Source organism: Pantoea sp. X-Soil-MYKO-1289 (assembly GCF_059730625.1).
The window spans coordinates 849,171-875,162 of sequence record NZ_AP036004.1 but is presented as its reverse complement, the minus strand read 5'-3'; the positions used below and the strand labels follow the sequence as shown (position 1 = coordinate 875,162).

General features: G+C 53.3%; 20 protein-coding genes, 2 tRNA genes, 3 rRNA genes and 1 other annotated feature. Of the genes, 9 read left to right on the top strand and 16 right to left on the bottom strand.

The window, feature by feature from the left end; genetic code table 11:
* Positions 1-58: 58 nt before the first annotated feature.
* Positions 59-1,438 (top strand): murein transglycosylase D, encoded by a 1,380-nt coding sequence (gene mltD, locus AC6I7Z_RS04150; protein ID WP_497813247.1) that lies wholly within the window; start codon positions 59-61, stop codon positions 1,436-1,438.
* Positions 1,439-1,666: 228 nt separating this feature from the next.
* Here the strand turns inward: mltD and AC6I7Z_RS04145 are convergent, their stop codons facing one another.
* The 9 genes from AC6I7Z_RS04145 to rluD form a co-directional block, all read right to left on the bottom strand.
* A complete protein-coding gene (locus AC6I7Z_RS04145) occupies positions 1,667-2,458 on the bottom strand; it encodes an endonuclease/exonuclease/phosphatase family protein (RefSeq protein ID WP_497813246.1) in 792 nt (263 codons plus the stop codon).
* A 164-nt stretch (positions 2,459-2,622) separates the two neighbouring features.
* A tRNA-Asp gene (locus tag AC6I7Z_RS04140) sits at positions 2,623-2,699 on the bottom strand.
* 74 nt (positions 2,700-2,773) lie between these two features.
* Positions 2,774-2,889, bottom strand: a 5S ribosomal RNA gene (rrf, locus tag AC6I7Z_RS04135).
* A gap of 94 nt (positions 2,890-2,983) precedes the next feature.
* Positions 2,984-5,889, bottom strand: a 23S ribosomal RNA gene (locus tag AC6I7Z_RS04130).
* Between the two features lie 211 nt (positions 5,890-6,100).
* Positions 6,101-6,175 (bottom strand) — tRNA-Glu (locus tag AC6I7Z_RS04125).
* Between the two features lie 93 nt (positions 6,176-6,268).
* Positions 6,269-7,810 (bottom strand): 16S ribosomal RNA (locus AC6I7Z_RS04120).
* The 16S, 23S and 5S rRNA genes sit together here with 2 tRNA genes alongside, the layout of an rRNA operon.
* Before the next feature lie 473 nt (positions 7,811-8,283).
* Entirely contained in the window at positions 8,284-10,857 is a 2,574-nt protein-coding gene (gene clpB / locus AC6I7Z_RS04115) for an ATP-dependent chaperone ClpB (protein WP_497813245.1), read from the bottom strand.
* A gap of 125 nt (positions 10,858-10,982) precedes the next feature.
* A complete protein-coding gene (gene yfiH / locus AC6I7Z_RS04110; RefSeq protein WP_497813244.1) occupies positions 10,983-11,711 on the bottom strand; it encodes a purine nucleoside phosphorylase YfiH in 729 nt (242 codons plus the stop codon).
* Positions 11,708-12,688 carry a 23S rRNA pseudouridine(1911/1915/1917) synthase RluD gene (gene rluD / locus AC6I7Z_RS04105; protein ID WP_033751993.1) on the bottom strand — a complete coding sequence of 327 codons (981 nt, stop codon included), beginning with the start codon at positions 12,686-12,688 and terminating at the stop codon, positions 11,708-11,710. The genes yfiH and rluD overlap by 4 nt, the downstream gene beginning before the upstream one ends.
* A gap of 131 nt (positions 12,689-12,819) precedes the next feature.
* Here rluD and bamD point away from each other — a divergent pair, with 131 nt between their 5' ends.
* From bamD to pheA, 4 genes are all read left to right on the top strand, one after another.
* Positions 12,820-13,554: an outer membrane protein assembly factor BamD gene (bamD, locus tag AC6I7Z_RS04100; protein WP_103794846.1), complete on the top strand. Its 735-nt coding sequence runs from the start codon at positions 12,820-12,822 to the stop codon at positions 13,552-13,554.
* A 272-nt stretch (positions 13,555-13,826) separates the two neighbouring features.
* Entirely contained in the window at positions 13,827-14,153 is a 327-nt protein-coding gene (gene raiA / locus AC6I7Z_RS04095; protein WP_497813243.1) for a ribosome-associated translation inhibitor RaiA, read from the top strand.
* A 98-nt stretch (positions 14,154-14,251) separates the two neighbouring features.
* Positions 14,252-14,376: a sequence feature (Phe leader region), on the top strand.
* Positions 14,253-14,300 carry a hypothetical protein gene (locus tag AC6I7Z_RS04090; RefSeq protein WP_497815393.1) on the top strand — a complete coding sequence of 16 codons (48 nt, stop codon included), beginning with the start codon at positions 14,253-14,255 and terminating at the stop codon, positions 14,298-14,300. (Overlaps the previous feature by 48 nt.)
* 22 nt (positions 14,377-14,398) lie before the next feature.
* Entirely contained in the window at positions 14,399-15,565 is a 1,167-nt protein-coding gene (gene pheA, locus AC6I7Z_RS04085; protein ID WP_497813242.1) for a bifunctional chorismate mutase/prephenate dehydratase, read from the top strand.
* 31 nt (positions 15,566-15,596) lie between these two features.
* Here the strand turns inward: pheA and tyrA are convergent, their stop codons facing one another.
* Together tyrA and AC6I7Z_RS04075 are read right to left on the bottom strand one after the other, a co-directional pair.
* Positions 15,597-16,718 carry a bifunctional chorismate mutase/prephenate dehydrogenase gene (gene tyrA / locus AC6I7Z_RS04080; protein WP_497813241.1) on the bottom strand — a complete coding sequence of 374 codons (1,122 nt, stop codon included), beginning with the start codon at positions 16,716-16,718 and terminating at the stop codon, positions 15,597-15,599.
* A gap of 6 nt (positions 16,719-16,724) precedes the next feature.
* Complete coding sequence (locus AC6I7Z_RS04075) at positions 16,725-17,804, bottom strand: 3-deoxy-7-phosphoheptulonate synthase (RefSeq protein ID WP_497813240.1); 1,080 nt, start codon at positions 17,802-17,804, stop codon at positions 16,725-16,727.
* A gap of 286 nt (positions 17,805-18,090) precedes the next feature.
* On the opposite strand from AC6I7Z_RS04075, the gene AC6I7Z_RS04070 reads away from it, so the two are divergent.
* The 3 genes from AC6I7Z_RS04070 to AC6I7Z_RS04060 all read left to right on the top strand — a co-directional run bounded on the left by AC6I7Z_RS04070 (position 18,091) and on the right by AC6I7Z_RS04060 (position 21,170).
* The gene (locus AC6I7Z_RS04070; protein WP_497813239.1) at positions 18,091-18,630 is read left to right on the top strand and encodes a GNAT family N-acetyltransferase; all 540 of its coding nucleotides are present in this window, start codon (positions 18,091-18,093) and stop codon (positions 18,628-18,630) included.
* Positions 18,631-19,061: 431 nt separating this feature from the next.
* On the top strand, positions 19,062-20,240 hold the full coding sequence (locus tag AC6I7Z_RS04065) for a DUF262 domain-containing protein (protein ID WP_497813238.1): 1,179 nt from the start codon (positions 19,062-19,064) through the stop codon (positions 20,238-20,240).
* 9 nt (positions 20,241-20,249) lie between these two features.
* A complete protein-coding gene (locus tag AC6I7Z_RS04060) occupies positions 20,250-21,170 on the top strand; it encodes a HEPN domain-containing protein (protein ID WP_497813237.1) in 921 nt (306 codons plus the stop codon).
* Positions 21,171-21,503: 333 nt separating this feature from the next.
* On the opposite strand, the gene rplS is transcribed toward AC6I7Z_RS04060, so the two are convergent.
* The 5 genes from rplS to ffh all read right to left on the bottom strand — a co-directional run bounded on the left by rplS (position 21,504) and on the right by ffh (position 25,011).
* The gene (rplS, locus tag AC6I7Z_RS04055; RefSeq protein ID WP_033752010.1) at positions 21,504-21,851 is read right to left on the bottom strand and encodes a 50S ribosomal protein L19; all 348 of its coding nucleotides are present in this window, start codon (positions 21,849-21,851) and stop codon (positions 21,504-21,506) included.
* Positions 21,852-21,892: 41 nt separating this feature from the next.
* Complete coding sequence (trmD, locus tag AC6I7Z_RS04050) at positions 21,893-22,654, bottom strand: tRNA (guanosine(37)-N1)-methyltransferase TrmD (protein ID WP_033752014.1); 762 nt, start codon at positions 22,652-22,654, stop codon at positions 21,893-21,895.
* 35 nt (positions 22,655-22,689) lie between these two features.
* Positions 22,690-23,238 carry a ribosome maturation factor RimM gene (gene rimM / locus AC6I7Z_RS04045; protein ID WP_497813236.1) on the bottom strand — a complete coding sequence of 183 codons (549 nt, stop codon included), beginning with the start codon at positions 23,236-23,238 and terminating at the stop codon, positions 22,690-22,692.
* Positions 23,239-23,256: 18 nt separating this feature from the next.
* Entirely contained in the window at positions 23,257-23,505 is a 249-nt protein-coding gene (gene rpsP / locus AC6I7Z_RS04040) for a 30S ribosomal protein S16 (RefSeq protein WP_033791972.1), read from the bottom strand.
* A 144-nt stretch (positions 23,506-23,649) separates the two neighbouring features.
* A complete protein-coding gene (ffh, locus tag AC6I7Z_RS04035; RefSeq protein WP_033752026.1) occupies positions 23,650-25,011 on the bottom strand; it encodes a signal recognition particle protein in 1,362 nt (453 codons plus the stop codon).
* Positions 25,012-25,179: 168 nt separating this feature from the next.
* On the opposite strand from ffh, the gene AC6I7Z_RS04030 reads away from it, so the two are divergent.
* Positions 25,180-25,977 carry a cytochrome C assembly family protein gene (locus AC6I7Z_RS04030; RefSeq protein ID WP_497813235.1) on the top strand — a complete coding sequence of 266 codons (798 nt, stop codon included), beginning with the start codon at positions 25,180-25,182 and terminating at the stop codon, positions 25,975-25,977.
* Positions 25,978-25,992 lie beyond the last annotated feature (15 nt).

The following is a 25,992-nucleotide window of genomic DNA, read 5'->3' as shown; positions in this document are numbered from 1 at the left end:
GTTGTGACAGGGCGTCACGTATAGTTGCTCGTCTTTTAAGCGAACTATTGACACACACATGAAGGCTAAAGCGATATTACTCGCCTCGGTCTTGCTGGTGGGATGTCAGGCATCACGGAATGACGCCAATATCCCCGAACAGCATGCCCAGAGTCTGTCTTCAGCTGGTCAAGGTGAAAATGGAAAGTACGGTGATCGAATGTTGTCGCCGCGATGGCAGGAAGATGGAACTGGCCTCGCAGAAGATACCGATCTCTGGAGTTTCATTAGTGACGAGTTGAAGATGGGGATTCCGGAAAACAGCCGGATCCGCGAACAAAAACAAAAGTACTTAAAAAATAAGAGCTATCTCCACGATGTAACATTACGGGCAGAGCCGTACATGTACTGGATAGTCGAGCAGATACATAAACGTAAGATGCCGATGGAACTGGTACTGCTACCCATAGTGGAGAGCGCTTTTGACCCCCATGCGACTTCATCCGCCAATGCCGCCGGCATCTGGCAGATTGTTGCGACAACGGGCAAAAACTATGGTTTGAAACAAAACCAGTGGTACGACGGGCGCCGCGATGTGGTGGCCTCGACCAGGGTTGCGCTGGATATGATGCAGCGTCTGAACAAGATGTTTGACGGCGACTGGTTGCTGACCGTCGCTGCTTATAACAGCGGCGAAGGACGCGTGCTGAAGGCGATTAAACAGAATAAGGCGCGCGGAAAGCCCACCGACTTCTGGAATCTGTCGCTGCCGCGCGAGACCACGGTCTACGTACCGAAAATGTTGGCCTTAAGCGATCTGCTTAAGAACAACAAGCGCTACGGTATTAAACTGCCGACGCCTGACGAAAGCCGCGCGCTGGCGCGTGTTGAAGTCGGTCAGCAGATGCAGTTAACGCAGGCTGCCGAAATGGCGGGTATGTCGCTCAGCAAGCTCAAAAGCTTCAATACCGGCTATAAAAAAGGCGCGACCGCGCCCAACGGACCGCAGTACATTTTAGTACCAAAGTCCCACGTGGCGAAGCTGCGTAGCTCGCTGGCTTCCGGCGACATCGCAGCGGTACAGCCGACGCAGCTGGCGAAAAACAGCGCGTCTGGCAGCAGCTATAAGGTGCGTCGCGGCGATACGCTTTCCGGCATCGCCAGCAAACTGGGCGTCAGCGTTGCATCGCTGAAGCAACAGAATCATTTGAAGGGCGCCAGCGTTCGCACCGGTCAGACGCTGACCGTCGGCGACAGCGGCACTAGCCTGGCTGATAATAGCAACAGCATCACCTATCGCGTGCGTAAAGGTGATTCTCTTGCCAGTATTGCAAGGCGCCACGGCGTCGATATCAAAGATGTGATGCGCTGGAATACGGTCCTGAGCAGCACGAAAGATATCCAGCCTGGTGACAGGCTAACGCTCTACGTAAATAATAACGCATCGCCTGATACCTGATGCGTTGAAAAGGCCAACATTTGTTGGCCTTTTTCATTTCTGATCGTTTTTCTTTCCTCTTTTCAATCTCATGATAGCTGAGCGTAAAACACGCCTTCCCTCCACATGCGGAGTGAAACGCTATGCGCGGCACAAATGAAAGCTGAGGATGCGAGAATGAGATGCTGGCGCGCCATTTCGCCTTCTCGCGTTATTACAGCAGAGAAGGCGCACAGGCGCGTGCTGGCGTCAGCGTGCGGCGTTAAACTCGACCAGTAAGGGATTATGGTCGGAGGCGCGCGTAACCAGCACAGAGGCCTTGCTGACGTTCATATCGCGATAGAAGACGAAGTCCAGAGGGCGGCCAAACGCCTTACGTCGATGATCGTCCGTAAACCTTACCTCTTTGAGCGTCATTTCGCGCGCGAACCGATAGAGCGCGTGGATGCGCTGACGGCTCCATGCGTTGAAATCGCCCGCCATGATAACCGGCCCCTTATGGTGCAGGATCTGCTCACCTATCGGCCCCAGCTGCTTGCTGTATACATCGATGCCGAGGCTGAAATTAACCGCGTGGATATTCACGACCATCAACATTTCGCCGGTTGGCAGCGGATAGGCGGTGACCAATGCAGATTTTGCCAGCCGCAGCAGCGGCTCTCGCTCGCGCAGCGGACAGCAGTAGACCGGATGAGCGGCAGCCAGCGTCATCACGCCAGAAGGATGTTGAGGCAGCACAAAGGCGGGAACCTGATCGGCGGCCAGGTAGTTGCTGGTCGCAAACTTCACCAGCTCAGGCGTGGTTTGCGCCTCCTGCAACAGTACCAGGTGTGCGTCTTTGCCGAATCCCTGCAGAACGGACATCCAGTCGGCGCGCTGTTGTTTGAAAATATTCCAAACCAGCACTTTGAGATGGGCATCAGGCGACAGCGGCGCTCCTGGCGGAAGCGCCTGGCCAAGATGTAGCATGGCGCCCGGCGGAAAGATCTGTTCGACCGGTTGACCCGCGACATAGCGCATTGCATAAGTTTTTTTTCGCACGTTTTCGCCCAATTCTTCCGTACCCGTTGCACCTGTCAGTTATAGGGATTTTAGTCGGGGGTTTCAATCGGTGTTGGTAATTGTCGGAATCATCGCGTGCTAATGAACGTTTTTTAACGCAAAAGAAAAATCCCTGACTTTGCAGTCAGGGCTTATCTGTTAGGTGGCGGTGCGGACGGGACTCGAACCCGCGACCCCCGGCGTGACAGGCCGGTATTCTAACCGACTGAACTACCGCACCACCGAATACTGCTGCTACCAGCGGGGTCTCGCTGATAACCGGTGTCACCCTCGCGGGTGGATACCAATTTGGATGCCTGGCAGTTCCCTACTCTCGCATGGGGAGGCCCCACACTACCATCGGCGCTACGGCGTTTCACTTCTGAGTTCGGCATGGGGTCAGGTGGGACCGCCGCGCTAAGGCCGCCAGGCAAATTCTGTCTTCCGCGCCGCCCGACGGGCCGCGCAGAATATATCCGGTACAAGCTGAAAATCTCGCGTCTCACAAAACGCCTCTGGCGTTGTAAGGTTAAGCCTCACGGGTCATTAGTACCGGTTAGCTCAACGCATCGCTGCGCTTACACACCCGGCCTATCAACGTCGTCGTCTTCAACGTCCCTTCAGGACCCTCAAGGGGTCAGGGAAAACTCATCTCGGGGCAAGTTTCGTGCTTAGATGCTTTCAGCACTTATCTCTTCCGCACTTAGCTACCGGGCAGTGCCATTGGCATGACAACCCGAACACCAGCGGTGCGTTCACTCCGGTCCTCTCGTACTAGGAGCAACCCCCCTCAGTTTTCCAGCGCCCACGGCAGATAGGGACCGAACTGTCTCACGACGTTCTAAACCCAGCTCGCGTACCACTTTAAACGGCGAACAGCCGTACCCTTGGGACCTACTTCAGCCCCAGGATGTGATGAGCCGACATCGAGGTGCCAAACACCGCCGTCGATATGAACTCTTGGGCGGTATCAGCCTGTTATCCCCGGAGTACCTTTTATCCGTTGAGCGATGGCCCTTCCATTCAGAACCACCGGATCACTATGACCTGCTTTCGCACCTGCTCGAGCCGTCACTCTCGCAGTCAAGCTGGCTTATGCCATTGCACTAACCTCCTGATGTCCGACCAGGATTAGCCAACCTTCGTGCTCCTCCGTTACGCTTTGGGAGGAGACCGCCCCAGTCAAACTACCCACCAGACACTGTCCGCAGCCCGGGTAACGGGCCTACGTTAGAACACCAGCCATTAAAGGGTGGTATTTCAAGGACGGCTCCACGCAGACTGGCGTCCACGCTTCAAAGCCTCCCACCTATCCTACACATCAAGGACCAGTGTTCAGTGTCAAGCTGTAGTAAAGGTTCACGGGGTCTTTCCGTCTTGCCGCGGGTACACTGCATCTTCACAGCGATTTCAATTTCACTGAGTCTCGGGTGGAGACAGCCTGGCCATCATTACGCCATTCGTGCAGGTCGGAACTTACCCGACAAGGAATTTCGCTACCTTAGGACCGTTATAGTTACGGCCGCCGTTTACCGGGGCTTCGATCAAGAGCTTCTCCTTACGGATAACCCCATCAATTAACCTTCCGGCACCGGGCAGGCGTCACACCGTATACGTCCACTTTCGTGTTTGCACAGTGCTGTGTTTTTAATAAACAGTTGCAGCCAGCTGGTATCTTCGACTGGCCTCGGCTCCGGGAGCAAGTCCCTTCACCTACGCGCCAGCGTGCCTTCTCCCGAAGTTACGGCACCATTTTGCCTAGTTCCTTCACCCGAGTTCTCTCAAGCGCCTTGGTATTCTCTACCTGACCACCTGTGTCGGTTTGGGGTACGATTTCGTGTTGCCTGATGCTTAGAGGCTTTTCCTGGAAGCAGGGCATTTGTTGCTTCAGCACCGTAGTGCCTCGTCATCACGCCTCAGTGTAAAGTGAACCGGATTTGCCTGGAACACACACCTACACGCTTAAACCGGGACAACCGTCGCCCGGCCAACATAGCCTTCTCCGTCCCCCCTTCGCAGCAACACCAAGTACAGGAATATTAACCTGTTTCCCATCGACTACGCCTTTCGGCCTCGCCTTAGGGGTCGACTCACCCTGCCCCGATTAACGTTGGACAGGAACCCTTGGTCTTCCGGCGAGCGGGCTTTTCACCCGCTTTATCGTTACTTATGTCAGCATTCGCACTTCTGATACCTCCAGCATGCCTCACAGCACACCTTCGACGGCTTACAGAACGCTCCCCTACCCAACAACGCTTACGCGTCGCTGCCGCAGCTTCGGTGCATGGTTTAGCCCCGTTACATCTTCCGCGCAGGCCGACTCGACCAGTGAGCTATTACGCTTTCTTTAAATGATGGCTGCTTCTAAGCCAACATCCTGGCTGTCTGGGCCTTCCCACATCGTTTCCCACTTAACCATGACTTTGGGACCTTAGCTGGCGGTCTGGGTTGTTTCCCTCTTCACGACGGACGTTAGCACCCGCCGTGTGTCTCCCGTGATAACATTCTCCGGTATTCGCAGTTTGCATCGGGTTGGTAAGCCGGGATGGCCCCCTAGCCGAAACAGTGCTCTACCCCCGGAGATGAGTTCACGAGGCGCTACCTAAATAGCTTTCGGGGAGAACCAGCTATCTCCCGGTTTGATTGGCCTTTCACCCCCAGCCACAGGTCATCCGCTAATTTTTCAACATTAGTCGGTTCGGTCCTCCAGTTAGTGTTACCCAACCTTCAACCTGCCCATGGCTAGATCACCGGGTTTCGGGTCTATACCCTGCAACTTAACGCCCAGTTAAGACTCGGTTTCCCTGCGGCTCCCCTATACGGTTAACCTTGCTACAGAATATAAGTCGCTGACCCATTATACAAAAGGTACGCAGTCACCCCATAAAGAGGCTCCCACTGCTTGTACGTACACGGTTTCAGGTTCTGTTTCACTCCCCTCGCCGGGGTTCTTTTCGCCTTTCCCTCACGGTACTGGTTCACTATCGGTCAGTCAGGAGTATTTAGCCTTGGAGGATGGTCCCCCCATATTCAGACAGGATACCACGTGTCCCGCCCTACTCATCGAGCTCACAGAATGTGTGTTTTCGTGTACGGGAGTATCACCCTGTACCCTGCGACTTTCCAGACGCTTCCACTAACACACAAGCTGATTCAGGCTCTGGGCTGCTCCCCGTTCGCTCGCCGCTACTGGGGGAATCTCGGTTGATTTCTTTTCCTCGGGGTACTTAGATGTTTCAGTTCCCCCGGTTCGCCTCGCAACACTATGTATTCATGTTGCGATAGTGTGTCGAAACACACTGGGTTTCCCCATTCGGACATCGCCGGCTGTTGCGGTTCATATCACCTTGCCGGCGCTTTTCGCAGATTAGCACGTCCTTCATCGCCTCTGACTGCCAGGGCATCCACCGTGTACGCTTAGTCGCTTAACCTCACAACCCACAGGCGTCTTGCGACGTCGCGGATGTGATTATTGAGAGACTCGAACGCGCTGCCTTTATTCCCTGTTACGGGGGAATAACGCCGCGCGTCGTTTCAATTTTCAGCTTGTTCCGGATTGTTAAAGAGCAATATCTCAAACCTGACGTTGCCGCCGGCTTTGAGATATTTCGTGGAGACACCTTTCACCTGTCACCAAGCAAGTGGCGTCCCCTAGGGGATTCGAACCCCTGTTGCCGCCGTGAAAGGGCGGAGTCCTAACCGCTAGACGAAGGGGACACAAAAAATGCGTCACGACTTCGCAGCCGTCTTGCTTCTTTACTTTTCTATCAGACAATCTGTGTGAGCACTTCGAAAGGCAGTATCTTCAGGTAAGGAGGTGATCCAACCGCAGGTTCCCCTACGGTTACCTTGTTACGACTTCACCCCAGTCATGAATCACAAAGTGGTAAGCGCCCTCCCGAAGGTTAAGCTACCTACTTCTTTTGCAACCCACTCCCATGGTGTGACGGGCGGTGTGTACAAGGCCCGGGAACGTATTCACCGTGGCATTCTGATCCACGATTACTAGCGATTCCGACTTCACGGAGTCGAGTTGCAGACTCCGATCCGGACTACGACGCACTTTATGAGGTCCGCTTGCTCTCGCGAGGTCGCTTCTCTTTGTATGCGCCATTGTAGCACGTGTGTAGCCCTACTCGTAAGGGCCATGATGACTTGACGTCATCCCCACCTTCCTCCGGTTTATCACCGGCAGTCTCCTTTGAGTTCCCGACCGAATCGCTGGCAACAAAGGATAAGGGTTGCGCTCGTTGCGGGACTTAACCCAACATTTCACAACACGAGCTGACGACAGCCATGCAGCACCTGTCTCAGAGTTCCCGAAGGCACCAAGCCATCTCTGGCAAGTTCTCTGGATGTCAAGAGTAGGTAAGGTTCTTCGCGTTGCATCGAATTAAACCACATGCTCCACCGCTTGTGCGGGCCCCCGTCAATTCATTTGAGTTTTAACCTTGCGGCCGTACTCCCCAGGCGGTCGACTTAACGCGTTAGCTCCGGAAGCCACTCCTCAGGGGAACAGCCTCCAAGTCGACATCGTTTACGGCGTGGACTACCAGGGTATCTAATCCTGTTTGCTCCCCACGCTTTCGCACCTGAGCGTCAGTCTTTGTCCAGGGGGCCGCCTTCGCCACCGGTATTCCTCCAGATCTCTACGCATTTCACCGCTACACCTGGAATTCTACCCCCCTCTACAAGACTCTAGCCTGCCAGTTTCGAATGCAGTTCCCAGGTTAAGCCCGGGGATTTCACATCCGACTTGACAGACCGCCTGCGTGCGCTTTACGCCCAGTAATTCCGATTAACGCTTGCACCCTCCGTATTACCGCGGCTGCTGGCACGGAGTTAGCCGGTGCTTCTTCTGCGGGTAACGTCAATCGACCCGGTTATTAACCGCATCGCCTTCCTCCCCGCTGAAAGTACTTTACAACCCGAAGGCCTTCTTCATACACGCGGCATGGCTGCATCAGGCTTGCGCCCATTGTGCAATATTCCCCACTGCTGCCTCCCGTAGGAGTCTGGACCGTGTCTCAGTTCCAGTGTGGCTGGTCATCCTCTCAGACCAGCTAGGGATCGTCGCCTAGGTGAGCCGTTACCCCACCTACTAGCTAATCCCATCTGGGCACATCCTATGGTGTGAGGCCCGAAGGTCCCCCACTTTGGTCTCGCGACGTTATGCGGTATTAGCTACCGTTTCCAGTAGTTATCCCCCTCCATCGGGCAGTTTCCCAGACATTACTCACCCGTCCGCCACTCGCCACCCAAAGAGCAAGCTCTTCTGTGCTGCCGTTCGACTTGCATGTGTTAGGCCTGCCGCCAGCGTTCAATCTGAGCCATGATCAAACTCTTCAATTTAAGTTTGATTTGCTTAAACCAGTTAAGCGGTGCTCATCTGTAAAACGTCATAATGAATGTCATTATGTGTCCACTCGTGAGGCTTGATATTTTTTAAGCCCGAAGGCTTTTGATATCTGCTCCCGAGTGCCCACACAGATTGTCTGATAAATTGTTAAAGAGCGGTGCAGTCAGCGGCTCAGCCTGCTGCTGCGAGGTGGCGTATATTACGCGACTCTCCTTCGGAGTCAACCCCTTTTTTCAGGGATTTCATCCGGCGACTCAGCGAACCGAATCTCCTGAACACCGCATTCCGTAAGCCGTTGTGCCGTGTCAGTGGAGGCGCATTATAGACAGTTCCTCCTGGCTGACAAGCGCTAATTTAAACTTTTTTACTAACCGCTTACTTTCCAGGCAATGCGCTGAAAATTACATCAAAAAGGCGATTTTGGGCATAAAAAAACGGGCCCGCAGGCCCGTTTCGCTGATGTCAGTTACTGATAAGCGACGATTTCGCCCTCTTTGACGTCCATTTCGATAGTCTTGCCGGGCACCAGCTGACCGGAGAGGATCTGCTGCGCCAGCGGGTTTTCGATCTGCTGCTGAATCGCACGTTTCAAAGGACGCGCGCCATAAACCGGATCGTAGCCGTTTTCCCCCAGCAGCTTCAGCGCTTCGTCAGAGATATGCAGCTGGTAGCCGCGTTCCTCCAGACGTTTATACAGACGCTGCAGCTGAATCTGCGCAATAGAAGCAATGTGCTGCTCGCCCAGCGGATGGAACACCACCACTTCGTCGATACGGTTGATGAACTCTGGACGGAAGTGATGACCAACCACGTTCATCACCACATCTTTCATTTCCGCGTAGTTCAGTTCGCCGAAGCGCTCCTGAATCAGATCGGAGCCCAGGTTAGACGTCATGATCACTACGGTATTACGGAAGTCGACGGTGCGACCCTGTCCATCCGTCAGACGTCCGTCGTCCAGCACCTGCAGCAGAATGTTGAACACATCCGGATGCGCTTTCTCTACCTCGTCCAGCAGAATGACGGAGTAAGGACGACGACGCACCGCTTCTGTCAGATAGCCGCCCTCTTCATAGCCGACATATCCCGGAGGCGCGCCCACCAGCCGCGACACGGAATGTTTTTCCATAAACTCCGACATGTCGATGCGCACCATGGCGTCGTCACTATCGAAGAGGAAATTCGCCAGTGCTTTGCAGAGCTCGGTTTTACCCACGCCGGTTGGGCCCAGGAACAGGAACGAACCGATAGGACGATTCGGATCCGACAAGCCTGCGCGGCTACGACGAATCGCGTTCGATACCGCTTCTACCGCCTCGTTCTGGCCGATAACGCGCGCGTGCAGATCCTGCTCCATACGCAGCAGCTTATCGCGCTCGCCTTCCATCATGCGCGCCACGGGAATGCCGGTCCAGCGCGCCAGCACATCGGCGATCTCGACATCGGTAACGCGGTTGCGCAGCAGCTTCATGGTTTTACCTTCAGACTGCGTAGCGGCCGCCAGCTGTTTTTCCAGCTCCGGGATCTTGCCATACTGCAGCTCGGACATTTGCGCCAGGTCGCCCACGCGGCGCGCCTGCTCCAGCGACAAACGCGCCTGCTCCAGTTCCGCCTTGATATTCTGCGTGCCGGTAAGAGAGGCCTTTTCCGCTTTCCACTCCTCTTCCAGCTCCGCGTATTCGCGCTCTTTCTGGTCGAGTTCGCTTTCCAGCATCTCGAGACGCTTAATGCTGGCGTCATCCGACTCTTTCTTCAGCGCCTGCTGCTCCAGCTTCAGCTGAATGATGCGGCGCTCCAGGCGATCGAGCGGTTCCGGTTTCGAGTCGATCTGCAAGCGGATGCTGGACGCGGCCTCATCGATCAGGTCGATAGCTTTATCGGGCAGCTGGCGGTCGGCGATATAGCGATGCGACAGCGTCGCCGCCGCGACAATCGCCGGGTCGGTGATCTGCACATGGTGATGCAGCTCATAGCGCTCTTTCAGCCCGCGCAGGATAGCGATAGTGTCTTCCACGCTCGGTTCGGCGACGTAGACTTTCTGGAAACGACGCTCCAGCGCGGCATCTTTTTCGATGTACTGGCGATATTCATCCAGCGTAGTCGCCCCCACGCAGTGCAGCTCGCCGCGCGCCAGCGCCGGCTTCAGCATATTGCCGGCATCCATCGCGCCGTCAGCTTTACCGGCGCCAACCATAGTATGCAGCTCATCGATAAACAGGATGACGTTACCTTCCTGCTTCGACAAATCGTTGAGTACGCCTTTCAAACGCTCCTCGAACTCGCCGCGGTATTTTGCACCCGCCACCAGCGCCCCCATATCCAGCGCCAGTACGCGACGGCCTTTCAGCCCTTCCGGCACTTCGCCGTTAATAATGCGCTGCGCCAGGCCTTCTACGATGGCGGTTTTACCGACGCCGGGTTCACCAATCAGCACCGGATTGTTTTTGGTGCGGCGCTGCAGCACCTGAATAGTGCGGCGAATCTCTTCGTCACGGCCGATGACCGGGTCGAGCTTGCCCTGTTCGGCGCGCTCGGTCAGGTCGATGGTGTATTTCTTTAATGCCTGGCGCTGATCTTCAGCCCCTTGATCGTTCACGTTGTCGCCTCCACGCAGCTGCTCAATCGCTTTGGTTAGCTTGTCAGTGGTCGCACCGGCCGATTTCAGCAGATCGGCTAAAGAGCCGCGCGAGTCGAGGGCAGCCAGAACAAAGAGTTCAGATGAGATAAAATTGTCGCCGCGCTTCTGCGCCAGCTTGTCGCACAGGTTAAGCACGCGAACCAGGTCAGCGGACGGTTGAACATCCCCTTCGCTGCCTTCTACCTGGGGTAAACGGTTGATCGCCTGCTCGACGCCGTTGCGCAGAGCGGCAACGTCAACGCCTGCAGAGGCTAATAACGGACGAACGGATCCCCCTTCCTGATTGAGCAGCGCGCTCATCAGATGCAGAGGTTCAATAAATTGGTTGTCGTGTCCCAGAGCAAGGGACTGCGCGTCGGCAAGGGCCAGTTGGAATTTGTTGGTAAGACGATCCAGACGCATGATTCCTCCCATTACAGGTCAAAATGCTACTGGAGATTAAAATGAGGTCATCCCTCAAATTTTCAAGGTTAATGACCTGCATCATGAGCAAAAAATACGCTACTGGATCGTCTTGTGGCGTAAGGTTATCTCAGCCAAATTAAAGAAGCCATACGCCCGGTGGTTCCGTCGCGTCGGAAGGAGAAAAAATCGCCACTCTCATGAAAGGTGCAGCGGCGCGTCATGCTCACGGAGGTGACGCCCGCCGCCTGCAGCCGCTGCTGCGCAAGCAGCCAGATATCGGCGAAATACTTAGCGCCCGCCGGACGAAAGGCCTGCTGAGCATGGGCGTCATGCGCCATAAACGCATCGCGCACCTCGCAGCCGACTTCAAAGGCGTCGGGACCGATTGCCGGCCCAAGCCAGGCGTGTATCTGGCTGGCTGGCGCAGCGAATCGCGCCAGCGTATTTTCCAGCACGCCCGCGCACAGACCGCGCCAGCCGGCATGCGCCGCGGCGACTTCGCTGCCGTCATAAGAGCAGAACAGCACCGGCAGACAATCCGCCGTCATCACCGCGCACACCACGCCCGCTTCGCGCGTAATGCAGGCATCCGCCCGTAACGGCTCCGTCTGCTCAACAGGCAGGCGAACCACCTCGGTGCCGTGAACCTGCTCAAGCCAGTGCGGCATCGCCGGCAACGCGGCGCGCGTTACCAGGCTCTGCCGGTTGGCAGCCACGTGCGCCGGATCGTCGCCGACATGGCTGCCCAGGTTGAACGCATTCCAGGGTGCCAGACTAGCGCCATCGCCGCGCAGCGTCGAGCAGGCGCCTACGCTGGCGGGCGCGGGCCAGTCCGGCAGGATCCAGCTCATAGCCAGTCCATCTGATCGCGAAACTCTTCGGTATCCGCTTTCAGTACCTCAATCAGCTCCACCATGTCCTGCGGCAGCGGCGCATGCCACTCCATCTCGATGCCGGTAATCGGATGGTAGAGGCGCAGCATGGTCGCATGCAGCGCCTGGCGATCGAACGCGCGCAGCGTGGCAATGAACTGATCCGAGGCGCCCTTCGGCGGACGCGGACGACCGCCGTACAGCGGATCGCCCACCAGCGGATGGTTAATGTGCGACATATGCACGCGAATCTGATGCGTACGGCCGGTTTCGAGACGCAGGCGCAGACGCGTATGGGCGCGGAAGTGCTCCATAATACGATAGTGCGTTACCGCCGGTTTCCCCATCGGATGCACGGCCATATGGGTGCGTTTAGTCGAGTGACGGCTGATGGGCTCGTTTACCGTGCCGCCCGCCGTCATCGTTCCAATCGCCACCGCTTCGTACTCGCGGGTGATTTCGCGCAGCTGCAGCGTTTCCACCAGGTGCGTCTGCGCCGGGACGGTTTTCGCCACCACCATCAGCCCGGTGGTATCTTTATCCAGTCGATGCACAATACCGGCGCGCGGCACGTCGGCAATGGCGGGATAGTGATAAAGCAGCGCATTCAGTACGGTGCCGTCGGGGTTGCCGGCGCCAGGATGCACCACCAGATCGCGCGGCTTGTTGATCACCAGAATATCGTCATCTTCATAGACGATGTTCAGCGGGATATTTTGCGCTTCCCAGCGCTGCTCTTCTTCTATTTCTGCATCGATGGCGACCTGTTCGCCGCCCAGGACTTTCTCTTTCGGTTTATCGACGATCGCGCCGTTTACACTGACGCGCCGGTCAAGGATCCACTCTTTTATGCGCGAGCGTGAATAATCGGGGAACAATTCCGCCAAAGTTTGATCTAAGCGTTGTCCCAGCTGCGCTTCGGAGACCGTTGCGGTGAGTTGAACTTGTTGTGCCATATACAGCTTCTTCGTTAACGTTGGGTTTTCACGGCGATGCCGTTTAATATAATGTGCTATCGTACCTGGTCATTACCGGGAGCTATACGGACAGCTTCCGCCATAACAAATTTGAGGATAACCATTTCGTCATGACGCGTATGAAATATCTGGTGGCTGCTGCCACACTGAGCCTGGCCCTTGTGGGTTGTTCCAGCTCAAAGGACACAGTACCGGACAGCCCGCCTTCCGAAATCTACGCTACCGCGCAGGAAAAGCTGCAGGACGGTAACTTTAAAGCGGCGATTAAGCAACTGGAAGCGCTGGACAACCGTTATCCTTTTGGTCCTTATTCTCAGCAGGTACAGCTTGATTTGATCTATGCCTACTACAAAAACGCCGATTTACCGCTGGCGCAGGCTGCCATAGATCGCTTTATGCGTCTTAACCCGACCCATCCGAACATTGACTACGTTATCTATATGCGCGGCCTGACGGATATGGCGCTGGACGACTCTGCGCTGCAGGGCTTCTTCGGCATCGATCGTTCCGATCGCGATCCGACCCATGCCCGCGACGCGTTCCGCGACTTCTCGCAGCTGGTGCGTAACTATCCAAACAGCCAGTATGCAGCCGATGCGCAAAAGCGCCTGGTCTATCTGAAAGACCGCCTGGCGAAATATGAGCTGTCGGTGGCGCAATTCTATACTAAGCGTGAAGCCTATGTCGCGGTTGTTAACCGTGTTGAAGGCATGATGCGCGATTATCCTGATACGCAGGCCACGCGCGATGCGCTGCCGCTGATGGAAAAAGCCTATCGCAATCTGCAGCTGAATGCCGAAGCGGACAAAGTGGCGAAAATTATCGCCGCAAACAGCGCCAGCTAAAACTGAGGCGAAAAAAATGAAAAAGCAGCCGCAAGGGCTGCTTTTTTATGGGCGAAAAATCGACGATTTCGTTAATTCCTCGCTGATGTAACCCGTCAATCATGCGCCTCTCGCCGCATCGATTCAAGGCATTTCAACCGCATTCCCGGCCTTTCTCACAAAACATTGCCATTGACAAAAAGTGACATTTTTTCGTGATCAAGATCACACATTTCATTGTTAAGCGCGTTATGCTGGATCTACCCAGACGGAAATGACAGAGAGGTAGACCTATGATTCTGAACATTACCAGCAAACAAATGGAAATCACCGCGGCTATCCGCGACCATGTCGAAGACCGTCTCGCCAAGCTGGAAAAATGGCAAGCTCATCTGATAAATCCGCACATCGTTCTCTCTAAAGCGCCGAAAGAATTCGTGGCCGACGCCACAATCAATACGCCCAACGGCACGCTGGTTGCCAGCGCTAAGCACGAGGATATGTATACGGCGATTAACGATCTCATCGGTAAGCTTGAGCGTCAGTTGAATAAGGTTCAGCATAAGCCTGAAGCCCGTCGGGCAGCGACCAGCGTGAAAAACTTCACGCCAGCCATCTAATCCACCTGTTTTTAGCAAACGCGCCTGCGGGCGCGTTTTTTATTGACAGCCTCAAATCAGTGCGGGTACTCTCGAATCACCTTTTGAATGGAAATCATCATGAAACCTCTGTCGTTTTTCTTCGCTTTCTTTTTTACCTTCCCCTGACTGGGAGGCGATTCGTCGTGTGAAAACGAAAGCGAAGACGAACAACAAAGCCTCCCAACCGGGAGGCTTTTTTATTGGACAGCTTACAGGTGAGCCCTATGAATCCCGATAATCCCTTGCTAGCGCTGCGTGACCAGATCAGCGCCGTTGATGAGAAACTGCTGACGCTGTTGGCTGAGCGTCGCGCGCTGGCCGTGAAGGTCGCCGAAGCGAAACTGGCCACGCATCGGCCGATTCGCGATATCGAACGCGAGCGTGCGCTGCTGGAGCATCTGATCGTGCTCGGCAAGAAACATCAGCTGGATGCGCACTACATTAAGCGCCTGTTTCAGCAAATCATTGAAGATTCCGTTCTGACGCAGCAGGCGCTGCTGCAGAAAAACCTGAACCATGCTCATGCGCTGGCGGCGCGCATCGCTTTCCTTGGCCCTAAAGGCTCCTATTCCCATCTGGCCGCACGTCAGTATGCCGCGCGCCACTTCGACAATATGGTGGAAACAGGCTGCCTGAAGTTTCAGGATATTATTCGGCAGGTTGAAAACGGTCAGGCTGATTACGCGGTGCTGCCGATTGAAAACACCAGCTCCGGCTCGATTAACGACGTTTACGATTTGCTGCAGCAGACCAGCCTCTCAATTGTGGGCGAACTGACTCAGCCTATCGAGCACTGTGTGCTGGTCACAGGCGATACCGATCTGCAGCAGATTGAAACTGTTTATAGTCATCCGCAGCCGTTCCAGCAGTGCAGCCAGTTTATTAGCCGTTTCCCGCACTGGAAGATCGAATATACCGAGAGCACCGCTGCCGCCATGGAAAAAGTCGCGGCGCTGAACTCGCCGAAAGCGGCGGCGCTAGGCAGCGAGGCGGGCGGCGAACTCTATCATCTGCAGGTGCTGGAGCGCAATCTGGCGAATCAGCAGCAAAACCATACGCGCTTTATCGTTCTGGCGCGTAAGCCCATCGCCGTCTCCGATCAGGTTCCGGCGAAAACCACGCTGCTAATGGCGACCGGCCAGCAGGCGGGTGCGCTGGTGGAGGCGCTGCTGGTGCTGCGTCAGCATAACCTGATTATGAGCAAGCTGGAGTCGCGCCCCATTAACGGCAACCCGTGGGAAGAGATGTTTTATATCGACGTGCAGGGCAATCTGGAATCCGACAGCGTGCAGCAGGCGCTGCAGGAGCTAAAAGGGCTGACCCGCATGCTGAAAGTGCTGGGATGCTATCCCAGCGAGAATGTTGTCGCGGTGGAGCCGCGCAGCGCATAACAGAACGGCATCCATAAGGATGCCGTTTTTTTTACGGTCGACTGTCGTTAGCGGAGCGCAGCAGGCTGCGGCTTTCAACCATAAAGCGTTTTGCGTGATCGCCAAACCAGTGTTCGACACGGTTGAAGCTGGCGATAAACGCCTGCTTATCGCCCTGCTCCAGCAGCGTAATCGCTTCGCCAAAGCGCTGGTAATAGCGTTTAATCAGCGCCAGATTGCTTTCCGAGGACATAATGATGTCCGCATAAAGCTGAGGATCCTGCGCGAACAGCCGCCCCACCATCGCCAGCTCAAGACGATAAATCGGCGACGAGAGCGCCAGCAGCTGATCGAGGTTGACGTTCTCTTCTGCGAGATGCAGGCCGTAGGCGAAGGTCGCGAAGTGACGCAGCGCCTGTATAAACGCCATATTCTGGTCGTGCTCTACCGCGCTGATGCGATGCAGCCGCGCGCCCCACACCTGAATCTGTTCCAGGAACCACTGATAGGCTTCAGGCTGGCGTCCGTCGCACCAGACCACCACCTGCTTCGCCAGACTGCCGCTGTCCGGCCCAAACATGGGATGCAGACCCAATACCGGGCCCGCATGTGCCGCCAGCATCGCCTGCAAAGGACGGTTCTTAACCGAGGCCAGATCCACCAGAATACAATCATCCGGCAGCGGCGGCAGCTGCGCGATCACCTGTTCCGTAAGGTGGATCGGCACGCTGATAATCACCATTCCGGCATCGCTCAGCAGCGAGGGCGCGCGATCCCAGTCCTCTTTATCCAGCGTCTTTACGCTGTAGCCCGACAGCGTCAGCATGCGCGCAAACAGGCTGCCCATCTGCCCTTTTCCGCCGACGATCACCACCGGACGCAGCGCCGGATTAAGGGTTTTGAAGCCTTTATCGTTCTCGCTGGTATAGGACTCGCGCATCACGCGGCGCAGGATATCTTCAATCAGATCGGGCGGAACGCCGAGCGCTTCCGCCTCTTTACGGCGCGAAGCCAGCATTGACGCTTCGCGCTCCGGTACGTAAATAGGCAAGCCGTAGCGGCTCTTTACTTCGCCAACTTCAGCCACCAGCTCCAGGCGTTTCGCCAGCAGATCCAGCAGCGCCTTATCGACAGTATCAATTTGATCGCGCAGCGCGGTCAGTTCAGCCACCATTGCTCATTACACCTCGTGTGACAGACGCGCCGACAGCACCTCTTGCAGATCCTGATGCATCTCGCGCAGCAGCGTTTCGGTGGTTTCCCAGTTGATGCAGGCATCCGTTACGGAAACACCATATTTCATTTCGCTGCGCGGCTGCTCGGAAGACTGGCTGCCTTCATTAATGTGGCTCTCCAGCATCAGGCCAATAATCGAGCGGTTGCCATCTTTGATCTGGGCTATCGCCGATTCGGCGACGCCAGGCTGGCGGCGGTAGTCTTTGTTAGAATTGCCATGGCTGCAATCTATCATCAAGGCCGGGCGCAGTCCCGCTTTGACCATCTCTTTTTCACACTGCGCCACGTCTTCTGGACCGTAATTCGGCGCTTTGCCGCCGCGCAAAATAACGTGACCATCTGGATTGCCCTGCGTCTGCAGCAGACAAACCTGCCCCGCCTGGTTAATGCCGACGAAACGGTGCGGCATCGCGGCGGCGCGCATGGCGTTGATCGCGGTGCCGAGGCTGCCGTCGGTGCCGTTCTTGAAGCCGACCGGCATAGAGAGGCCTGACGCCATTTCACGGTGCGTTTGCGATTCGGTGGTGCGCGCGCCAATCGCTGACCAGCTGAAGAGATCGCCGAGGTATTGCGGACTGTTTGGATCGAGCGCTTCGGTGGCGAGCGGCAGCCCCATTTCGACCAGGTTCACCAGCAGCTGGCGCGCGATGTGCAGACCCGCTTCCATATCAAAGGAGTTGTCCATGTAGGGATCGTTGATCAACCCTTTCCAGCCGACGGTGGTGCGGGGTTTTTCAAAATAGACGCGCATAACGATATAGAGCTGATCCTTCAGCTGGTCAGAGAGATCTTTCAGGCGACGAGCGTAATCCAGCGCGGCTTCAGTGTCATGAATTGAACAGGGACCGCACACCACCAGCAGGCGCGGATCGCGACCAGCGATAATGTCGGAAATGGTCTGGCGCGAAGCGGCGATCTGCGCTTCCTGATGGGCAGTCAGCGGAAACTTCGCTTTCAGCTCTTCCGGCGTAATTAAAACCTGTTCATTCGCAATGTGGACATTGTTCAGCGCGTCTTTTTGCATGGCTACGATCCTTTTTCCTCGTTATGCGGTAAATGATCCTCTGACAGGATAGAGGACACTCTATCACAGAACGTAAAACAAGCAATCCATTAATGTACACTTTTATTACCACTTAAGCATTCCGCATGCACACCAACTTAAAAAACCCATATTTTTCATTTAATTAGACATAAATCCAACAAAACAAGCCTCAAGATAGTGTAAATATTAAATTACAAAGCAGGTTTAGCTTTCTTTCTTATCACCTGATACGATTTGCTAAAACACCTTTTTCTTCAGGTACTTTATGACTTCTCTGGCCTCTTCAGTTTGCCTGCGTCCTTTTACCCGCGACGACATTCCTGCCTTTACCGCAGCCGTTAACGCCTCGCTGGATACGCTGCAACCCTGGATGGTCTGGGCGCATCCAGACTATCAACCCGAAGAGGCAGCGAGCTGGATCGCGTTTACGCAGCAGCAGCGAATAAAGGGCGAAGCGGAAGAGTTCGCCATCGTTGACGATAGGGATCGTTTGCTGGGCGGCGCCGGGATCCGTTTTGGCCGCGAGCCGGGACAGTTCGCCGCGTTGGGATACTGGGTACGTAGCGATATGCAGCGACAGGGCGTCGCCAGCCGCGCCGTTGCGCTGCTACTTGCGATGGGGTTTGCGCGGCCAGAGATAAAGGTCATCGAAATTCTTGCGGCGGAAGAGAACCGCGCCAGCCGCGCGGTAGCGGAGCGCTGCGGCGCCCGCTTTATCGATATGCGCTACGGTTTAATCGTGCTGGAGAGCGGGCCGGTAAATACGGCGATATACCATGTACATCGTCCCGAAGCGCAGGCATAAAAAAAGAGGCTGGCATCACGTCCCCCCTTGCAGAAGAGCTAGATCTAAACCCAAATAAGCTAAATGCATTTATCTAAGTGGCCGCTTTGTCTCGATGGTTGTGTACCCCTTGACTTTAAATGTCCGTACCGGCTGAAGATGGCCACAATTAATTATGTCAATAATTTCAATCTATTGACTGCACCAAGAGCCGATTGCTAGGCTTGCTGCGCATATAACGCATATCAATCGTTTGGCACAATTTCTTCATCAATGTTTTCTTGACATATCTTCATCATGTGGCAAAAGTATGGCTTACATGTCTTATCCTTAACAAAATTTAGTGAAAATCTCACTCTAATTTACTAAATCATATTTATGAAAAACTACAGGAAGGATAAGATAGGATGATATATTCAAAGACAATTTATGGCCAATAAGAGGGGTATAAAATGACTAACAAGGTTATTGATGACAATGAAATCGATGAATGGTTTGAATCAGAAGATGAAGTTAATGAGGCTTCTGATGACAATACTCAGATAACAATTGAAGAAAAGTTTGCTCAATCTCAGCTAAGGGTAATTCGAACTTCAATGGATTTTACGTTACACCATCTCAAGCAATCCTTAGAAGACAAAGAATATATTAACTCCTCGCCAAAGTACCAACGACGTCATCGCTGGGACATTAAAAAACGATCACAACTTATTGAATCCTTTTTAATGAACATCCCTGTCCCGCCAATATTTCTTTATGAAAATGATTATAATCAATACGAAATAATGGATGGACGTCAGCGAATTGATACATTACGGAGCTTCATGAACAATGAATTCCCATTGAGGGGTCTTGAATTTTGGAAAGAACTTGAAGGTAAGAGAAACCATGACTTACCGATTATTATTCAAAGAGGATTAGCAAGAAGAACTATCAATGCAGTGGTTTTACTGGCAGAAACTATGAAAGATAGTAGTGACGACATGGATATAAGAAAAATACTTTTTAAAAGATTGAACACTGGTGGCGTTCAGTTGAATCCTCAAGAACTAAGAAATGCTCTCTATCCAGGTAAATTTAATGAATTAGTTGCTGATTTGTCACGCTACTCAACATTCGCTGAAGCTTGGGGAATTCCCGAGCCACAGCCAGATGAGGATATTAACCCAACACAACGCTTGCTTAAAAACACATTATTTAAAAGCATGGCAGATTGCGAACTAGTACTCAGATACTTTGCAATAAAAAGAATTATAACTGAAAACCTTAAAGGTTCTTTGAGAAGTATTTTAGATAGGACTGCTAAGCAATATCAATTTTTAACGGACGAGAGTATTGAACAGTATAAAAGTGACTTCAAAAACACTATAGACGGACTTTATAATATTTTTCAAACTGATCTATTCATTATGCCGTCAACAGGTAAACTAAGCCGTCCATTGTATGATGCTTTTATGGTGGCGTATAGCATTATTGACAAAAGCAAAGTTGGTACTTCGGATAATATTAAAAAAGCTATTCGCTCTGTTGAACCGGGAACTAAAAATTACGATATTCTTATAGGCAAGGGAAACACCACTGAATCAATAAAAGAACGTATTGACCTAGCAACTGAAATCCTTCAATCATAAGGTGCCCCCATGTACACGACCTTAGAAGACTTTCATGGTGATATTGCTAAAGCAAAATTATTGTTAAAGATGACAATTATCTTAAAAGATTTTTCAGGCATTGGTGAAGTCAATAGTAAGCTTTCTCCCCAAGGCCACAACAATACGGATCCCACAGCTAACACAAAATCCTTTTTAGATGAAGTAACTTATAAATGTGAAAACCCGGAAGAGTCAGCAACAAGTGACCTCACAAGCTTAGTGGAAAAAATAAACTCATTACATCTTTGCGCAAGAAACAACCATTCAAACTTAACCATTTTAAATGGAACTTTATTGCTTTTTATAGCTGGTAGATTCGAATCGTTTGTAAGAGAAACATTTGAGGAATTGTGTAAAAACATCGTGGAGATGGCCGATAGATTTTCACATCTTCCTAAAGAAATGAGAGAAAACCTAATTAAATTTACTTCTGATGTTATATCCAACCCTAGGAAATATGGACATGCAGATAATGGGGTTAGATCTTTCGTTAAAATCCTATCTAGCAACTTAATTGACGATACAAACTTAACTGAGATTAATCATCAATGCTTATCTGTTACACATGAAAACATGCGTCCCGACGTCTTATCTGACTTATTTAAAAGAGTCGGAATAAAAAATATTTGGGATAAAATGTCTCAACAATCTCAAATTCAAGTTCATTTCGAAACTAGCGATGCAAACAGTGCTAAAAGCAAGTCGGAGAAATTTTTGAATGAAATGATGGAGAAACGCAATCAAATAGCCCATCCATCAAGAAGCATTACATGGCCAGACGCTGAGTACATTACTGGCGCTCTTGATTTTTTAGAAATTTTAAGTAGCGTCTTAATAAACTCCTTGAATGCTTTAGAATATGAAGTGCAAACAAAAGTACAAACTGCTCGAAATAGCCAACACCTTTAAGTTATTTAGGAACCTTTCATGGAATATTCAATTATGAACAAGGAAAGAAAAACACCAAATAATAATATTATTAATTGCTTATTTTTATATAATTGAATAATAGCTGAGTAATCATGCAGACTAAATTAATTTTTTGAATGCGCTGTCAGTTATTAAAAGGTGCACATCCTGTATCTCACTTGCGGGTATATATCGCTTTGGGCTACTACAGGTACCATTGGCCGCTAATGACATATTTTATGTTTATTTTTTTAGAAATCCATAAAAAAAGGGGCTGGCATCACGCCAACCCCTTGTTTGCTATTAACTTTTAGATGTCGCGTTAGCGATACCTTAGTTAAGACGCTCTTTGATACGAGCTGACTTACCAGTACGCTCACGCAGGTAGTACAGTTTGGCTTTACGCACAGCACCACGGCGTTTGACAGAAATGCTGTCGATGACCGGAGAGTGAGTCTGGAAGACACGCTCAACGCCTTCGCCGTTAGAAATCTTACGAACAGTGAATGCAGAGTGCAGACCGCGGTTACGGATAGCGATAACCACGCCCTCGAATGCCTGCAGACGTTTTTTAGAACCTTCAACGACCCATACTTTCACTTCCACGGAATCACCCGGGCGGAAGGAAGGTACGTCCTGTTTCATCTGCTCTTGTTCAATTTGCTTGATAATGTTGCTCATAATTAAATCTCTTATCCTGGGTAAACTGATAGTCGCGGAGATTACTCTGCCGCCTCATCGTTTTGTTGCTGATGTTCCAGCTGGAACGCTTTCAGCAACCTTGCTTGCTCTTCAGTCAGAGCCAGGTTTTCCAGAAGTTCAGGTCTTCTTAGCCAGGTACGGCCCAGCGACTGTTTCAGGCGCCAACGGCGAATCTCTGCATGGTTGCCAGACAGTAAAACTGCCGGTACTTCCATGCCTTCCAGCACTTCAGGTCGGGTATAGTGCGGGCAATCCAGCAAACCGTCAGAGAACGAATCCTCCTCGGCTGACGCCTGCTTGCCCAGCACGCCGGGAATTAACCGGGCCACTGAGTCAATCATCGTCATGGCTGGCAGTTCGCCGCCGCTGAGCACGTAGTCGCCGATTGACCATTCTTCGTCAATTTCGGTTTTAATCACGCGCTCATCAATACCTTCGTAGCGGCCGCAGACCAGAATTAACTTCTGCTGCGTCGCCAGTTCGCAAACGCCCTGTTGGTCAAGTTTGCGTCCCTGAGGTGACAGGTAGATCACCCTGGCCCCTTCTCCCGCCGCCGCTTTCGCTGCGTGGATTGCATCCCGTAAGGGCTGCACCATCATCAACATTCCCGGTCCGCCGCCGTAAGGACGATCGTCCACCGTGCGGTGCCGGTCGTGAGCGAAATCGCGAGGACTCCAGCTCTCGATGCTGAGCAGGCCATTTTTTACTGCCCGGCCAGTTACCCCGTAATCGGTAATTGCGCGAAACATCTCTGGAAAGAGGCTAATAACACCAATCCACATCGTTTTCGCCGTTACGTTACCTTGCGATTCGGAGATCAAAAACCAGGATCCCAGTCTACTTCAATGACGCCAGTAGCGAGATCGACTTTCTTGATAACCTGTTCATCAAGAAACGGTATTAACCGCTCCTTCACACCGAACGCATCTTTCAGGTTCGCCTTAACGACGAGAACGTCGTTCGAGCCGGTCTCCATCATATCGATGACTTTGCCCATCTCGTAGCCGTCAACGTTGACTACCTGGAGACCCATCAGGTCTTTCCAGTAGTAATCGCCGTCATCCAGCGCCGGCAGCTGCGCCGAGTCGACCGTAATTTCGCAATTGGTCAACTGCGTCGCCGCGTCCCGATCGTCAATGCCTTTGACTTTGATGATCAGGTCCTGATTGTGATGCCGCCAACTTTCCAGCTCAACCTGCTGCCATTTACCGGCGCGCTGAATGAACCAGGGTTGGTAGTCGAAGATACTTTCGGCCGCTTCGGTGGAGGAAAACACTTTGAGCCAGCCACGTATGCCGTAGGCAGCGCCCATTTTGCCCAACACAAGGGGCTTAACGGGAGGCTGTGCGGCAACTTCTTTGCTCATGCTCACCACCGTGACAGATTAAGCTGCTTTTTTTGCTTCTTTGATCAGCGCGTTAACGCGATCGGAAAGCGTTGCGCCCTGGCCAACCCAGTGCTCGATGCGGTCCAGATCCAGACGCAGTGATTCAGCCTGACCAGAAGCGATCGGGTTGAAGAAGCCTACGCGCTCGATGAAGCGACCGTTACGTGCATTGCGGCTGTCAGTAACGACGACCTGATAGAACGGACGCTTTTTAGCGCCGTGACGTGCCAAACGAATTGTTACCATAACATCCTCTTAAGTTAATAAAACAACCGGGCCCCATTGAGGGAACGGGGCCCGGGTGCAATATAAAAAGCCCGAAAATTTTACTCATTTCGGCGCAAAAAGCAACCTGTGAGGCCAACCTTTCGGGCTTTTATTGCCGAACGCTTAGCGTCCGGGGAATCCTGGGGGCATCATGCCTTTCATACCGCGCATCATTTTCGCCATGCCGCCCTTCTTCATTTTCTTCATCATGCGCTGCATATCGTCGAACTGCTTCAGCAAGCGGTTGACGTCCTGCACCTGCATGCCGGCGCCGGTGGCGATGCGGCGTTTGCGCGAGCCTTTGATAATCTCCGGCTTTTCGCGCTCTTTACGCGTCATGGAGTTGATAATCGCCTCCATACGCACCAGCACCTTATCGTCCATCTGCGACTTCACGTTGTCCGGCAGCTGACCCATGCCCGGCAGTTTGCCCATCAGGCTCGCCATGCCGCCCATGTTGCGCATCTGCTTAAGCTGCTCGAGAAAGTCGTTGAGGTCGAAGCCGTCGCCGGTTTTGAGTTTTTTCGCCAGCTTTTCCGCCTGATCGCGGTCAACCTTGCTCTCGATATCCTCGATCAGCGACAGCACGTCGCCCATGCCGAGAATACGCGAGGCAATACGATCGGGATAGAACGGCTCCAGCGCCTCTGTCTTCTCGCCGACGCCCATAAACTTGATCGGTTTGCCGGTGATATGACGAATCGACAGCGCCGCGCCGCCGCGCGCGTCGCCGTCGACCTTCGTCAGAATGACGCCGGTCAGGGGCAGCGCTTCGTTAAAGGCTTTCGCCGTGTTCGCCGCATCCTGACCGGTCATGGCGTCGACCACGAACAGCGTTTCGACAGGATTGATCGCGGCGTGCACCTGTTTGATCTCATCCATCATCGCTTCGTCGACGTGCAGACGGCCGGCGGTATCCACCAGCAGCACGTCGTAGAACTGCAGCTTCGCTTCTTTCAGCGCGTTCTTAACGATGTCGACCGGTTTCTGGCTCAGATCGGATGGGCAAAAATCGACGCCGACCTGCTGCGCCAGCGTCTCAAGCTGTTTGATCGCCGCCGGACGATAAACGTCCGCAGAGACGACCAGCACTTTCTTCTTGTGCTTTTCACGCAGGAATTTACCCAGTTTGCCGACGCTGGTGGTTTTACCCGCGCCCTGCAGACCCGCCATCAGCACCACGGCCGGCGGCTGCGCGGCCAGGTTAAGCGCGTTGTTCTCCGCGCCCATCGCCGCAACCAGCTCGTTGCGCACGATTTTGATAAACTCCTGGCCCGGCGTCAGGCTTTTGTTGACGTCGTGACCCACCGCGCTCTCTTTGACGCGGTTGATAAAGTCGCGCACCACCGGCAGCGCAACGTCCGCTTCCAGCAGCGCCATGCGCACTTCGCGCAGCGTGTCTTTGATGTTGTCTTCTGTCAGCCTTCCGCGGCCGCTGATATTGCGCAGGGTTTGCGACAAACGATCGGTTAAATTGTCAAACATTGTCTCTCACTCAAAAAAAATCGCGAGGCGCCTGATCGGCATAATGCGGCGGATTATAACACGAAGCTGCAACGATCTCTGCTATTGCGCCTCAGATCGGTTGGAGGCGGCTACGGCTGGCGCTATACTGCCTTTTTCCTTTCATCTCGCTGATACCTGTAAGGATCTATGTCCGTTTTCTCGCTCCTGGCGCTGTTCGCCTACTCTCTGAGTATTGCACTGATTATTCCCAGCCTGTTGAAGCGCAATAGCGGCTGGCGGCGAATGGCGGTGCTTTCCGCCTGTTTCGCGCTGGTGGCGCACGCCGTGGCGCTGCAGCAGCGCATCTTCGCCGTCGACAGCGGGCAGAACCTCAGCCTGCTGAATATCGGCTCGCTGGTGAGCCTGCTTATCTGCGCCATTATGACTATCGTCGCCTCGCGCAACCGCGGCTGGCTGCTGCTGCCGATCGTCTACAGCTTCGCCCTGATCAATCTGGCTTTCGCCACCTTTGTGCCCAATGCCTTTATCACCCATCTTGAAACCACCCCAGGCATGATGATCCATATCGGCCTGTCGCTGTTCGCCTACGCGACGCTGATTATCGCCGCGCTCTACGCGCTGCAGCTGGCGTGGATCGACTATCAGCTGAAAAACAAAAAGCTGACCTTCACCCAGGATATGCCGCCGCTGCTGAGCATCGAGCGCAAAATGTTTCATATCACTCAGGTTGGCGTCGTGCTGCTGACGCTGGTGCTCTGCACCGGTCTGTTTTATATGCATAACCTGTTCAGCGCCGAGAACGTAGATAAAGCGGTGCTGTCGATTCTTGCCTGGTTCGTCTATATCGTTTTGCTCTGGGGCCACTATCATGAAGGCTGGCGCGGACGTCGCGTTGTGTGGTTCAACTGCGGCGGCGCGCTGCTGTTGACTATGGCCTACTTCGGCAGTCGTATCTTACAGCATCTGCTGACTCACTCGTCTTAACCAAAAGGAAGTTCT

Bases quoted from the DNA above. Each gene is read 5' to 3' on its own strand.
- trmD (WP_033752014.1), bottom strand. From the start codon at position 22,654: ATGTGGATTGGTGTTATTAGCCTCTTTCCAGAGATGTTTCGCGCAATT.
- ffh (WP_033752026.1), bottom strand. From the start codon at position 25,011: ATGTTTGACAATTTAACCGATCGTTTGTCGCAAACCCTGCGCAATATC.
- pheA (WP_497813242.1), top strand. From the start codon at position 14,399: ATGAATCCCGATAATCCCTTGCTAGCGCTGCGTGACCAGATCAGCGCC.
- rluD (WP_033751993.1), bottom strand. From the start codon at position 12,688: ATGGCACAACAAGTTCAACTCACCGCAACGGTCTCCGAAGCGCAGCTG.
- AC6I7Z_RS04030 (WP_497813235.1), top strand. From the start codon at position 25,180: ATGTCCGTTTTCTCGCTCCTGGCGCTGTTCGCCTACTCTCTGAGTATT.
- tyrA (WP_497813241.1), bottom strand. From the start codon at position 16,718: ATGGTGGCTGAACTGACCGCGCTGCGCGATCAAATTGATACTGTCGAT.
- raiA (WP_497813243.1), top strand. From the start codon at position 13,827: ATGATTCTGAACATTACCAGCAAACAAATGGAAATCACCGCGGCTATC.
- bamD (WP_103794846.1), top strand. From the start codon at position 12,820: ATGACGCGTATGAAATATCTGGTGGCTGCTGCCACACTGAGCCTGGCC.
- AC6I7Z_RS04070 (WP_497813239.1), top strand. From the start codon at position 18,091: ATGACTTCTCTGGCCTCTTCAGTTTGCCTGCGTCCTTTTACCCGCGAC.
- clpB (WP_497813245.1), bottom strand. From the start codon at position 10,857: ATGCGTCTGGATCGTCTTACCAACAAATTCCAACTGGCCCTTGCCGAC.
- yfiH (WP_497813244.1), bottom strand. From the start codon at position 11,711: ATGAGCTGGATCCTGCCGGACTGGCCCGCGCCCGCCAGCGTAGGCGCC.
- AC6I7Z_RS04065 (WP_497813238.1), top strand. From the start codon at position 19,062: ATGACTAACAAGGTTATTGATGACAATGAAATCGATGAATGGTTTGAA.
- AC6I7Z_RS04060 (WP_497813237.1), top strand. From the start codon at position 20,250: ATGTACACGACCTTAGAAGACTTTCATGGTGATATTGCTAAAGCAAAA.
- rplS (WP_033752010.1), bottom strand. From the start codon at position 21,851: ATGAGCAACATTATCAAGCAAATTGAACAAGAGCAGATGAAACAGGAC.
- mltD (WP_497813247.1), top strand. From the start codon at position 59: ATGAAGGCTAAAGCGATATTACTCGCCTCGGTCTTGCTGGTGGGATGT.
- rpsP (WP_033791972.1), bottom strand. From the start codon at position 23,505: ATGGTAACAATTCGTTTGGCACGTCACGGCGCTAAAAAGCGTCCGTTC.
- rimM (WP_497813236.1), bottom strand. From the start codon at position 23,238: ATGAGCAAAGAAGTTGCCGCACAGCCTCCCGTTAAGCCCCTTGTGTTG.
- AC6I7Z_RS04075 (WP_497813240.1), bottom strand. From the start codon at position 17,804: ATGCAAAAAGACGCGCTGAACAATGTCCACATTGCGAATGAACAGGTT.